Source organism: Phaeodactylibacter luteus (assembly GCF_007993045.1).
GTDB lineage: Bacteria > Bacteroidota > Bacteroidia > Chitinophagales > Saprospiraceae > Phaeodactylibacter > Phaeodactylibacter luteus.
Map to the genome: position 1 here is coordinate 1 of NZ_VOOR01000083.1, position 11,852 is coordinate 11,852.

Here is an 11,852-nt window from a genome sequence, read left to right on the forward strand (position 1 = left end):
TTCGATTTGGAAAATAGATTTATAATGTCCTAGCTTTCAATCGTTTGACAGCAACAAATCGGGCTTTGCGCAATGCGCCAGCCACCCATCCGGCTTCTGCTCCAAGCGTAGGCTATTCCGGAGCCACCTCACGCGCCCTTGCAGTGTTTCGCCCCCCTAACGGTAGCGCTTGCCCTTATTGTTTTTGTAATCCTGAAAAATGAACTCCCCCAGCCCTTGCAGGCTGCTGTAAAAAGCCTTGCCGTTGTTGGCTTGGGTAAACTGCTCTACAAAATTCTGCAGGTAAGGGTCGCGGGCAATCATGAAAGTCGTGACCGGGATATCGAGCTTACGGCAGCGCTGAGCCAGGTTGAGGGTGCGGTTGACGATAGCCCGGTCCAGCCCAAAGCTGTTTTTGTAATACCGCTTGCCCTTCTTGATGCAGGTGGGCTTGCCGTCCGTGATCATAAAAATCTGCTTGTTGGGGTTTTTGCGCCGGCGGAGCAGATCCATAGCCAGCTCAAGCCCGGCCACCGTATTGGTGTGATAGGGGCCCACCTGCAAGTAAGGCAGATCTTTGATCTCGATTTGCCAAGCATCATTGCCAAAAACAATGACATCCAGGGTGTCCTTCGGATAGCGGGTGGTAATGAGCTCGGAGAGGGCCATCGCCACCTTTTTCGCAGGGGTGATCCGGTCCTCTCCATACAAAATCATAGAGTGGGAAATGTCAATCATCAGAACGGTGCTCATCTGGCTCTGATAGAAAGTCTCCTTGACCTCAAGGTCGTTGTGCGTAAGGTGGAAATCGTCAATACCGTGGTTGATCTGCGCATTGCGCAGGCTTTCGGAAACGGCCAGCTGATCTAGGGCGTCCCCAAATTGGAACGGCCGGATATCGGAAGTCGCCTCGTCCCCTTTTCCGCCAAAGCGGGTATTGTGGTTGCCCCGCTTAGACTTTTTCAGCTGCCCAAATACATCTTCAAGCGCTTTTTGCCTCAGGGCGATTTCCATTTTGGCAGAGGGCACAAAATTAGGGTCCCGCTCATCCCTCGGCTGAATATACCCCTTATCGATCAAGTCTTGGATAAAATCAGCCATGCCGTAGCTGTCGTCGGTCAGGCTGTACTGTTTGTCCAGCTCAGTGAGCCAAGAAAGGGCCTCGCTCACATCGCCCGAAGTATGGACCAGGAGCTCTTGGAAAAGCTTGAGCAATTTTTCGAAACTAGCTCCCCCTTCCTCGCCGGGAGCAAAAGCGCTGAACTTCCAGCCGATCATAATCATTTTTTTTGCGCAACCCAGATTGCTGTTTCTTTGCCCTGCCCCAGCCCAATGAAAGGGGGCCTACCCACGCCTATGGGCGCGGGTCGCTATGCTGCGGGGCTCGCTGTACGCTCGGCCCTAGCGGGCTTGACACCCCTCCGCAGCGCTAGTCCAATGCCAAGCTAGCGCCCCAAAAGGCTACGGCATTTTGGTTTGCGCTATGCCCTTTTTGCAGGCCGCCCCGCTGCCCGTTCATCCAGCCTCCCCCATTTCACAGCACTTCACCAGGTTTAGATAATCCAGGCGGTCAGAGGCCAACTTATGGATGAAGCTGTTTTTCACTGCCCCGTTTTGGATGACAAATGCGCCGGGCATCTGAAACCCATCGCCCAGCTGCGTGCCGATGCCATGCCCTGCCAGCACTCCGGCAGAGAACCCTCGAATCCAGGACTGCAGCCCGAAAAGCTGGGTGAAATTGCCTTTGACCAGTCCAAACTGGCTGTAATACTGGCATTCGGGGTCTGAAATGTGCTCTACACCCTCCAAACCATACCGGTTGAAATACCGCTCTGCAATATCGCAGTCGGTCATGTGCACGAAAACAAGGGCCGACCCAGAGGCTTCGATCTCCTGACGCTGAGCAGCAATATCCGATAGTGCTTCCCTGCAGAAAGTACAACCAAAGTGCCTGAGGAAGACCAGCAATACTGGCTTTTCGTAAGACATGCTTGCAACATCACGCCCTTCATTGGTTTTCATCTGCCCAAGCAACGCTTGGTCAAACTGCTCAACAGCTTCCATATTTTGATTTGGGTTTATTGCATCGAAACAGGTAACAACAATACCCTGCTCAATGTTCTCAGATCAGGCAAGGGCTTCTCTGAAGCGCAAAGGGCGCTGCTTGCCGAGACAAGCAGCGCCCTTGCTGTTTCCAGTTTATGGCCAAGCACTTCCATTAAGCGCTAATTTAGAGCCCCAATATGCGCTAAATATCCATATTGTCAAATACCTCCATCACGCTGCGCACGTGAGAAGCAGAAGTCTTCAGCAGCTCCATTTCGCTTTCGTTCAGGTCCAGCTCGATGATCTGCTCGATGCCATTCTTGCCGAGCTTAACCGGAGCGCCCAAGAACATATCATTGATGCCATACTGCCCATCCAGCTTTACGCAGCAAGGGAAGATGCGGTTTTCGTCGCGTACGATAGACTCTACCATCTGCGCTGCGGCAGCGCCGGGCGCGTACCAGGCAGAGGTGCCCATCAGCTTGACCAGCTCGCCCCCGCCTACTTTGGTGCGTTCTACGATAGCGTTGAGCTTCTCCTCATCGATGAGCTCTAAGACAGGGATGCCAGCCACAGTAGTGTAGCGTGGCAGCGGCACCATCGTGTCGCCATGGCCGCCCATCAGCACCGCCTGAATGTCTTTAGGAGACACGTTGAGCTCTGTAGCCAGGAAAGCGCGGTAGCGCGCGGTATCAAGGATGCCCGCCATGCCGAACACACGGGAAGAATCGAGCCCAGCCGCTTTGTATGCAGCGTAAGTCATTACATCCAATGGGTTGGAAACAACGATGATGATGGGGTTTTCGGAGTGCTCCTTGATAGAAGCCGCGACCATGTTCACAATCTTGGCATTGGTAGCGATCAGATCATCACGGCTCATGCCAGGCTTGCGGGGGATGCCGGCAGTGATCACAACGATGTCGGAGCCGGCAGTATCCTTGTAGTCGTCTGTACCGATAAGGCGTGTACTGTAGTAGTCAATCGGTGCCTGCTGCCAACTGTCGAGGGCTTTGCCTTTGGCCATGTCCCCTTTGATGTCAAGCAGTACAACCTCATTGACGATATCTTTGTGAGCCAAGACATTCGCACAGGTGGCCCCTACGTTTCCTGCTCCTACAACCGTTACTTTACTCATGATCCGAAATTTGTATTTTTGGTTTTACATTTTTATGCCAAGCCAGCGGGATAACTGGATTTAGCCGGTTTCGGCTTGGCGCAAAGCTAAAGATTTTTTGCCTTCTTTAGAACGCAGGAGGCTATTACTTCATTACTGGCAGGGGTTGACTTTTTGGCCGCCCGCCTCAAATTCTACGCTGAGCGTGCAAAAGCAGCTGGATTATCAAGACGAACGGCAATGCCCCCACGAAGAACGGCTCCGCCGCATCAACCAAAGCCGGTCTCCGCTCAGCCTGATGCTGGCTGGGGTATCTGATGTGCGCAACATCGGGGCGCTGTTCCGCCTTGCGGATGCCGCCCGCCTTTCCCACCTTTACTTTTTGGGAGCGCCCGGAGCCCTGTACCATAAAAAGGTAGCACGGGTAGCACGCTCGGCAGACCAATACGTGCCGGCCTCGGCCCTGACTATGGAAGAGGCGCTTGCCCTGGGCCGAGCGCAAACGCTCATCGGGCTGGAGATCACCTCGGGCAGCATCCCTTACACCAGCCTGGAAATCGAAGCGCGCCAGCCCGCTGTGCTGGTGATCGGGCACGAAGCCCTGGGCATACCTGAAAGCATCCTAGGCCTGTGCAGTACCTGCATCCACTTGCCGATGTATGGCATCAATACCTCTATGAATGCCGCAATGGCTGCGGGGATCGCCGTTTACGAGCTTCTGCGCAAAGGCTATGCCCCGCCGCCAGATCAGGGCCTGGACGCCATATAGTCTACAGCCAGCTGCGACAACGCTTCAACCCCCAGCACGAAGCTGCCTTCGCTGATGAAGAAGTCCGGGGTATGGTGGAAAGTGGCTTCCATCGGCCCCCACTCCGCTGGCCGTGCGCCTAAGAAAAAGAAAAGCCCGGGCACCTCCCTGGCAAAGAAGGAAAAGTCTTCTGCCCCTGTCACCGGCTTAGTCACGCGCACCGCCTCTTCCCCAAAGACCGTGAACAAGGTGGGCAGCATCTGCGCAGTCAGCTGAGGGTTGTTGAAAGTGACCGGGTAGCCGCGTATGATGTCAACTTCAGCTTCCGCCCCAGAGGCTTCCGCTATGGAGGTGGCCGTTTTGACGATACGGTTGTGGATTTCCCGCTGCATTGCGGTATCAAATGTGCGGATGGTGCCGATCATTTCTGCTTCTTCCGGAACAATATTGTTCCTTACCCCGCTTGTGATCTTCCCTACCGTGATTACCGCCGCCTCGTTGGTCAAGTCCGTCTGCCGGCTGATAATGGCCTGCAGCCCCATGATGATCTGGGCTGACACTACAATAGGGTCTACCCCATCCCACGGCCGGGAGCCATGTGTCTGTTTGCCCTTTACCTTGATCTTGAACTGGTCTGCGGCAGCCATAATGCCATTCGGGCGGTAATTGATGGTGCCTTCTTCAATGACACTGGAGATGTGCAGCCCAAAGAATACATCAACACCGTACTTTTCAATTATCCCCTCTTTCACCATAAGCGCTGCCCCGCCCTCTTCTCCGACCGGAGCGCCTTCCTCGGCAGGCTGGAACACGAACAGGAACCGGCCGTTCAGCTCTTCTTTCATCTCGCAAAGCACGGTAGCTGCGCCCATGAGCATGGCCACGTGGCTGTCGTGCCCGCAGGCGTGCATAATGCCTACCCGCTGCCCCAGGTACTCAGTCTCTTCCTTGGAAGCAAAAGGGACGTCCACCCGCTCACGCACTGGCAGCGCATCCATATCCGCCCGGAGGGCCACGGTAGGCCCTGGCTTTCCAGTATCCAAAAGGGCTACAACGCCGGTATGTGCCACTCCTGACTCAATTTCGACCGGCAAGGTTTTCATGTAGTCTACGATGTAAGCCATGGTGTTGAACTCCCGGTTGGAGAGCTCGGGGTATTGATGCAGATGGCGGCGCCATTCCACTACCTGGCGCTCTATGCCGGCCGCTTTCGCGGAAATGCGCTCGTGCAGGTGGCCCTGCGAGAGGCCTAGCAGGCTGCTGCCCAGCAGACAGCCCAAAAGCAGAAATCGTTTTTTCATCATCCGTTTGCAGTTGATATGATTAAGATGGGGGGCTGACCGCTCAAAGGCTTGCCAAGCCCTCCCTTACCGCACGCAACCTACAAAAAAAGCATAGCTTAGCCGCCTTCCCCTGGCATCGGGCTAGCGCTGCGGAGGGGTGTAAGCCCGGCAGGGCCGAGCGTACAGCGAGCCCCGCAGCATAGCGCCCCGCGCCCTCAGGCGCGGGGAGCCCCCACCCTCACGACAGGGCCGTTTGTGCCCGGCCCATGCCTAAGCGCGGCTTGGGGGCATAGCTGGGCTAGTGCGGCCCATCGAACATAAGCCGTTGCCCTTTGCGGGATTCGTCGAACTGCCCCTTGTAGTAGGCCAGGTGGCCGCTTACGATCGTGCCTTCCACCGAACCTTTAAAGGTATGCCCTTCAAAGGGCGACCATCCGCACTTGTAATGCAGGTTGCCTTTGGAAACGCCCCATTCCTTGTTTAGGTCCACGAGGGCCAGATCGGCCCAATAGCCTTCGCGGATATACCCGCGCTCGCGCAGTTTGAAACATACAGCCGGGGCGTGGGCCATCTTTTCTACGATTTTCTCCAAGCTGATTTTCCCCTGATGGTAAAACTCCAGCATGACGTTAAGGGTGTGCTGAATCAGGGGCACACCAGAAGGCGCATGGAAGTAAGTGCCCTGCTTTTCTTCCCAGGTGTGCGGTGCGTGGTCGGTCGCTATGATATCCAAGCGGTCATCGAGCAGCGCTGGCAATAGGGCCTCCTGTTCTTCGGCCCCCTTAATGGCCGGGTTGCACTTGATCTGACTGCCAAGGGTGGCGTATTGGCCCGCATTGAAATAGAGGTGGTGGACACAGACCTCAGAGGTGATCCGCTTTTTCTCCAGAGGGATGTCATTGCGGAACAGGCCGAGCTCCTTGGCGGTAGAGATGTGAAGGATGTGCAGGCGGGTACTGTGCTTTTTGGCCAGCTCGACTGCGAAGGAAGAAGATTTGTAACAAGCCTCTACACCACGGATTTCCGGGTGGCAGTGGATGGGCACGGCTTCTCCATATTTCTCGCGGTACCGAGCCTCATTGGAGCGGACCGTCCCTTCGTCTTCGCAATGTGTGGCAATGAGCATAGGCACCTGTGCATAAAGGCTCTCCAGCACTTTTTCGTTGTCGACCAGCATATTGCCTGTACTGGAGCCCATGAAAATTTTGACGCCACAGACCGTTTCCGGGTTGGTGCGGAGCACTTCGTCGAGGTTGTCGTTGGCAGCCCCCATAAAAAAGGAGTAATTGCCTAAGGCCACCTGAGCTGCCCGGTCGTATTTCTGCTGCAGCAGCTCTTGTGTGATAGCTGGGGGCTTGGTGTTCGGCATTTCCATAAAAGAGGTGACACCACCTGCTACAGCAGCTTTTGCTTCGGTATACAGCTCAGCTTTGTGGGTCAGCCCAGGCTCTCGGAAATGCACCTGATCGTCAATGACCCCGGGCAAGATATGCATCCCTTCTGCATTGATTTCCCGGCTAACGGGCACATCAATGATGCCGCCGGCCTGCTCAATGCGGCCGTTCCGGATCAGGATATCTCCGCCCTCGGTCTTCCCCTCGTTGACATACTGCCCCCCTTTAATCAAAATCGACTCCATGTTGGTTTTGTATTTTGTGTCTTTAAATAGGCTTGTCCACCAATGGACAACCTACCTTGTGATCAGGTTCGCAAGAGTGAAGATAATCAGCCAAGGGGCAATCTCAAAACAGAACGGGAAGGTGTGGAAAGGCAGGTCGGGCGTTGAGCAGGCTTCAGTTACAAATCAATTCCACTTTTTGCGCATTGAGCGGTTTTTCTACGAAGCCCTTTACGCAGGGGTGGCTTTCAGCCCGCTGAACGTCGGCGGGGTCAATGGAAGAAGAAACGATGTAGATGGGGAAGTTGGCGGTGCTGCCTCCGTTGCGGACAGCCTCTAGGAAAGACCATCCGTCAATGACTGGCATATTCAGATCCAACAACAAAAGATCGGGGCTATTGGAGAGCACGTAAGCAAGCGCTTCTTCCGCATCGTTGAAGGACTGCACATCCGCCTGAGGGTATACCCTGTGGATGCTGAACCTCGCGGTCATCAAGAAGATGTTGTCATCGTCTACAAGGACGACTTTCTGAAGTGTCTTCATGGTTTGTTGTAATTTCCCCTTCTCAAATATACGATATAATTTATAAGCTTGTTGGGATCAGGCTTCTATAGCCTACAGCTTGGCATTGGCCTAGCGCTGCGGAGGGGTTTAAGAGCTTTTTGGGATTTTACACTTCGGGCTGCGTTCGCTCCAAAAGCAAAATCCCAAAAAGCTCCAAGCCCGTTAGGGCCGAGCGGACAGCGAGCCCCGTAGCATAGCGGCACCTGCCCGCTGGCAGGGGCAGGCCCCTCCAAAAACGATAACCTGTACGAATGGAGGATTTTAGGGGCAAACTATAAACAAAAGGATGCCTTCTCAATGTGGCGGAGCAAGCAAGGGCCCTGACAAGCGCCAACCCTGCTCCATACTATGATCAAGACAACTGCGCCAGGAACTCCAACAGGTTGACATCGTCTGGATAATCGGTCAATGAAGGCTGCTGTGCTTTCCCGAAAGCAAAAGCTGGCCGCTGTAGCAGCCCGGGGCGGGCTACGACACACTGCAGCTCCCCTTTGCGCGCCTGCAAGTCTTTCTCGACCTCATCTATCGTTTCGAAATACTCATAATGCAGGCAGGCAATCCGGGAATGCAGCTGTGGGTTCTCCAAGAGCATAATGCAGCCGTTGGCCCGGAAGGGCTCATTGTTCAGCAGGTGCAGCGCATAGTTGTAATCGAAGTTGTTTTTGTACTTAGTATTCAACACCACCTCCCGGTAGTTGTGCAGAGCCTGCAGCAGCGGGCCGAAATCGTACCCCTTCGGCACATATACCTTAGAAACGTTGCGGCAGCCCAGGCCATAGTACTGAAAAACATCCTGCCCAAGGGCATTGAGCTCTTCGGGCGTTTCCGATCCGCTCAGTACAGCAGCGGCATTCCGGTTGCGGCGGATGATGTGGGGGTACTTCCCAAAGTAAGCTTCGAAGTACCGGGCAGCGTTGTTGCTGCCCGTTGCGATGACGGCATCAAAGCCTTCCAGGCGGTTGGCCAGTTTTACATAGCCGGCAGTGCGGCTGTCCAGCTGCTGCAGCACCTTCATAAGATAGGGGAACAAGAACTGGTCTTTCTCGGACAGCTTGACGACAGCACGGTGCCCGGCCACGAATACGCTAAGCCAATCGTGGAAACCGACCAAGGGGATATTGCCTGCCATAACGATGCCCACCGTTTGGGGGGTGGCCGGCTCAAGCTCATAGGGGCTGGCCCAGGCTTCCAAAGCGGCCCGGTCTAGGAATTGACGGGCAATGGCCGATATGGAGGCTTGCTGCTGTGCAACTGTGAACCAGCCATTATTGTACTCCGTCCGTTTCATGACAGCTTCCAGGTAGTCGTCTTCCTGGAGCAAGTGGCTGCCCAAGCGGGCCAGCACGTCAATTCTTTCCTTAAGCGTCATCATGTGATCCATTTTCATTTTGGTACCCCAGCAATTGGCTTCGCAGCTGCTCGGCGCCCAATTTTTCCATCAGCTCGATATTCCGCTGAGGGATCTCTTCCGGGTTGTCAAAGTTTTGCAAGGCCCGTTCCAGGCTGTCCTCCCGGATGAGGTGCAGCATAGGGTAAGGCGACCGGTTGGTGTAGTTGGAAGCGGCATGTGGCCCTTCGCCAGCAAACTGGTAATCTGGGTGGAAGGAGGCCAGCTGCAGCTCCCCTTCCCAACCCTGCTCAACGAGCCGCTCGTTGGCCGCCCACAGGTAGTCGTTATAATCGGGGAAGCGCTGGAGCACAAAAGGGTGGACCACCAGCGTAGTCTCCACCTCAACAGCTGGCATAGCCAGTAGGGCTTCCCCTTCCGAAAGCCAATCAGCAGTCAAGGCTTGCTCGCTTGCCGCAGTAGAAACTACGATCCGGACCCGGCCATTTTTGAAAGGCCGGCCGGCAAAAGGGCAAAGGTTGAGCCCGATAACGAACTCAGCCAGCCAGCGCTCGGTCTGCTCAAGGGCAACAGCTGCACTGATCATAAGTTGTCCTTTGCTTTGCGGTCTGCCAGGTATTTCCGCCAACGCTCTAATGCCTGGTTGATGTCGTTGGGCAGCTCGCTCTCGAAGTGCATCTGCTCGCCGGTACGGGGATGGACAAACCCCAGGCTCCTGGCGTGGAGCGCCTGCCGGGGCAGCAGCTGAAAGGTGTTTTCTACAAAAGACTTGTACTTGCTGAATACCGTGCCCTTCACAATGAGGTCGCCCCCGTAGCGGACATCACTGAACAGTGGATGCCCTAGATGCTTCATGTGCACCCTGATCTGATGGGTGCGCCCGGTCTCCAGCTTGCACTCTACCAGAGAAACGTAGTACAAGTCTTCTAAAACGCGGTAATGCGTCACCGCCCATTTGCCAGAATCCCCTTCCGGGAAAGCAGCAAACAGCAGGCGGTTGCGCGGGTGGCGCCCCACATGCGCATCAATGGTCCCTTCTTGTTCTTCGAAGTTGCCCCAAACCATGGCGATGTACTTCCGGTCGATGGTATGGTTGAAGAACTGCTTGGCCAAATGGGACATGGCGTAATCCGTTTTAGCCACTACCAAAAGGCCAGAAGTGTCTTTGTCAATCCGGTGCACCAGGCCGATCTGATCGTTGTTGTTGCCGTCGAGCACCGGCAAGCCCGATTTGCCAAAATGATGGGCTAAGGCATTGACCAAAGTCCCATCCGGGTTGCCGATCCCAGGGTGGACCACCATGCCGGGCGCTTTATTGACGATGAGCAGGTCGTCGTCCTCGTAGATGATGTCAAGTGGGATGTCCTGCGCTTTGATTTCGTTGCGCTTGCCGTGGTGCTGAGGCACCACGATAGAGATTTCCTCCCCTGGCTTAATTTTGTAGTTCGGTTTGATGTCTTTCCCGTCCACGGTCACTGCACCCGAACGTATGGCGTCCTGTACCCGGCTCCTGGAGACATTCTCCAGGCGGTCGAACAAAAACTTATCAATCCTGAGAATAGACTGCCCCGGGTCAACTTTGATGATCTTATGATCGTAATAATCGTCGGAGTGATTATCTTGCTGCATATTAAGGTTCGCTTTCCGGTTGTTGGATGAACGGCTTGCCCCCCTCAAAGGGGGTCATGGTTTGATAAACCGCAAAACTACGCTATTCCTTCCAGTTCTGCCATTTTTACCGTCTCCAATCCCTTGTGGCTCGGTTTCCGGTTGTCGGGCCTTTGGTGGTTTTTAGCCCCGGCAGACCGTTTGAGTATGAAGAAGGGGCGAGCTGTACAATCATGCATCCTGAACGTTGCGCCCCGCCTATTTTCTGAACCGATAAAAGCAATTCAATATGGCACACCCCTTTTCGTTTGGCACGCTTTGCGCACAGCCTTCGGCCGACCCCCGGACTACCCGCCCGCATCAGCTGCCCATATACGCTACCTCCTCCTTTGCCTTTGAAGGCCTCCCAGAAGGCATGCAGGTCTTCAGTGGCGATCAGCCCGGCTACCTTTATAGCCGGTTTGGCAACCCGACCATAGACGCAGTGGCAGCAAAAATTGCGGCACTTGAATCCCTAAACCTAGCGGGCAAGGCTACCGCCTATCTATTGAGCTCGGGCATGGCAGCCATCAGCACCCTTTGCCTTGCCCTGCTCAAACCGGGCGAAAAAATCCTTATCCCTAACAACTTGTACGGCGGCACAAATGAGCTTTTTGCAAAAATACTGACCCCAATGGGCTACCAAGCCGTCATCGGCAACCTAAGGGAAGAGGCCGCCCTGCGCAGACAGCTGCAGGCCGACCCCAGTATAAAAATGGTGTACTTCGAAACCCCGGCCAACCCTACCCTGAGCTGCATAGACCTACAGATGGCCGCGGATGCAGCACGCCAGGCAGGGGCCTATGCAGTGGTCGACAACACCTTCGCCACCCCTTACCTCCAACAGCCTTTCCTGTACGGGGCCCACTTCGTGGTGCACTCCACTACCAAATACCTGAACGGCCATGGCAATTCCACCTCAGGAGCCATCGTAGGGCTTGATGAAGCACTGATGAAAGAAAAAGTCTTCCCAGCCCTCAAACTGATCGGCACCAACTGCAGCCCGTGGGATGCCTGGCTGCTTGAAAATGGGATGAAAACCCTGGAACTCCGCATGGAAAGACACTGCAGCAATGCCATGCAGATCGCCAGATGGCTGGAAGGGCAGCCGGAAGTGGCAAAAGTGCACTATCCAGGCTTGGAAAGCCACGAAGACCATCAGCTGGCCAAAAAGCAGATGTGCGCCTTTGGCGGTGTGGTCAGCTTTGAGCTAAAAGGAGGGGCCGCCGCAGGGCAGCGCTTTGTCAGTGGGCTACAGCTTTGCTCCCTCGCGCCAACTATGGGGGATGTAGACACGCTTGTGATGCACCCGGCAAGCATGTCCCACCTCCGGGTACCTCCCGAGCAACGCCGGGCAGCAGGCATCACTGATGGGATGATCCGGCTTTCCATCGGCATAGAATCCCCACAGGACCTGATCGCTGATTTGAAAAACGGGCTGGGGAGAGTGGCCAAGGGCAGACGCATATAATCGCCAAACAAAAAGAAAGCGTTAGCTTTGCGT

The 11,852-nt window shown here is 55.0% G+C and carries 11 protein-coding genes; 2 read left to right on the plus strand and 9 right to left on the minus strand.

All coding sequences use genetic code 11. The annotated features are described in order from the left end of the window. Positions 1–156: 156 nt before the first annotated feature. The 3 genes from FRY97_RS20875 to mdh all read right to left on the minus strand — a co-directional run bounded on the left by FRY97_RS20875 (position 157) and on the right by mdh (position 3,160). Positions 157–1,257 (minus strand): vWA domain-containing protein, encoded by a 1,101-nt coding sequence (locus tag FRY97_RS20875; RefSeq protein WP_147169565.1) that lies wholly within the window; start codon positions 1,255–1,257, stop codon positions 157–159. A 237-nt stretch (positions 1,258–1,494) separates the two neighbouring features. Further along, a complete protein-coding gene (locus FRY97_RS20880; protein ID WP_147169566.1) occupies positions 1,495–2,043 on the minus strand; it encodes a SelL-related redox protein in 549 nt (182 codons plus the stop codon). Between the two features lie 184 nt (positions 2,044–2,227). After that, positions 2,228–3,160 carry a malate dehydrogenase gene (gene mdh / locus FRY97_RS20885; RefSeq protein ID WP_147169567.1) on the minus strand — a complete coding sequence of 311 codons (933 nt, stop codon included), beginning with the start codon at positions 3,158–3,160 and terminating at the stop codon, positions 2,228–2,230. Positions 3,161–3,344: 184 nt separating this feature from the next. Here mdh and FRY97_RS20890 point away from each other — a divergent pair, with 184 nt between their 5' ends. Beyond that, positions 3,345–3,908: a TrmH family RNA methyltransferase gene (locus tag FRY97_RS20890; RefSeq protein ID WP_147169568.1), complete on the plus strand. Its 564-nt coding sequence runs from the start codon at positions 3,345–3,347 to the stop codon at positions 3,906–3,908. On the opposite strand, the gene FRY97_RS20895 is transcribed toward FRY97_RS20890, so the two are convergent. The 6 genes from FRY97_RS20895 to FRY97_RS20920 all read right to left on the minus strand — a co-directional run bounded on the left by FRY97_RS20895 (position 3,887) and on the right by FRY97_RS20920 (position 10,330). Beyond that, positions 3,887–5,191 carry an amidohydrolase gene (locus tag FRY97_RS20895; protein ID WP_246141872.1) on the minus strand — a complete coding sequence of 435 codons (1,305 nt, stop codon included), beginning with the start codon at positions 5,189–5,191 and terminating at the stop codon, positions 3,887–3,889. The two genes, FRY97_RS20890 and FRY97_RS20895, sit on opposite strands and share 22 nt — an antisense overlap. 277 nt (positions 5,192–5,468) lie before the next feature. Next, positions 5,469–6,809 (minus strand): dihydroorotase, encoded by a 1,341-nt coding sequence (locus tag FRY97_RS20900; protein WP_147169569.1) that lies wholly within the window; start codon positions 6,807–6,809, stop codon positions 5,469–5,471. A gap of 154 nt (positions 6,810–6,963) precedes the next feature. Beyond that, on the minus strand, positions 6,964–7,332 hold the full coding sequence (locus FRY97_RS20905; protein WP_147169570.1) for a response regulator: 369 nt from the start codon (positions 7,330–7,332) through the stop codon (positions 6,964–6,966). A gap of 373 nt (positions 7,333–7,705) precedes the next feature. Next, complete coding sequence (locus FRY97_RS20910) at positions 7,706–8,725, minus strand: acyl-CoA reductase (RefSeq protein ID WP_246141874.1); 1,020 nt, start codon at positions 8,723–8,725, stop codon at positions 7,706–7,708. Then, the gene (locus FRY97_RS20915; RefSeq protein WP_394349365.1) at positions 8,712–9,284 is read right to left on the minus strand and encodes a DUF1415 domain-containing protein; all 573 of its coding nucleotides are present in this window, start codon (positions 9,282–9,284) and stop codon (positions 8,712–8,714) included. Before FRY97_RS20915 ends, FRY97_RS20910 begins: the two co-directional genes overlap by 14 nt. Beyond that, on the minus strand, positions 9,284–10,330 hold the full coding sequence (locus FRY97_RS20920) for an RluA family pseudouridine synthase (protein WP_147169572.1): 1,047 nt from the start codon (positions 10,328–10,330) through the stop codon (positions 9,284–9,286). Before FRY97_RS20920 ends, FRY97_RS20915 begins: the two co-directional genes overlap by 1 nt. Before the next feature lie 268 nt (positions 10,331–10,598). Here FRY97_RS20920 and FRY97_RS20925 point away from each other — a divergent pair, with 268 nt between their 5' ends. Then, on the plus strand, positions 10,599–11,819 hold the full coding sequence (locus tag FRY97_RS20925) for a trans-sulfuration enzyme family protein (protein ID WP_147169573.1): 1,221 nt from the start codon (positions 10,599–10,601) through the stop codon (positions 11,817–11,819). Positions 11,820–11,852: the final 33 nt, after the last annotated feature.

Coding starts and splice junctions, on each gene's coding strand:
- FRY97_RS20875 (WP_147169565.1), bottom strand. CDS start 1,257: ATGATCGGCTGGAAGTTCAGCGCTTTTGCTCCCGGCGAGGAAGGGGGA.
- FRY97_RS20880 (WP_147169566.1), bottom strand. CDS start 2,043: ATGGAAGCTGTTGAGCAGTTTGACCAAGCGTTGCTTGGGCAGATGAAA.
- mdh (WP_147169567.1), bottom strand. CDS start 3,160: ATGAGTAAAGTAACGGTTGTAGGAGCAGGAAACGTAGGGGCCACCTGT.
- FRY97_RS20895 (WP_246141872.1), bottom strand. CDS start 5,191: ATGATGAAAAAACGATTTCTGCTTTTGGGCTGTCTGCTGGGCAGCAGC.
- FRY97_RS20900 (WP_147169569.1), bottom strand. CDS start 6,809: ATGGAGTCGATTTTGATTAAAGGGGGGCAGTATGTCAACGAGGGGAAG.
- FRY97_RS20905 (WP_147169570.1), bottom strand. CDS start 7,332: ATGAAGACACTTCAGAAAGTCGTCCTTGTAGACGATGACAACATCTTC.
- FRY97_RS20910 (WP_246141874.1), bottom strand. CDS start 8,725: ATGATGACGCTTAAGGAAAGAATTGACGTGCTGGCCCGCTTGGGCAGC.
- FRY97_RS20920 (WP_147169572.1), bottom strand. CDS start 10,330: ATGCAGCAAGATAATCACTCCGACGATTATTACGATCATAAGATCATC.
- FRY97_RS20925 (WP_147169573.1), top strand. CDS start 10,599: ATGGCACACCCCTTTTCGTTTGGCACGCTTTGCGCACAGCCTTCGGCC.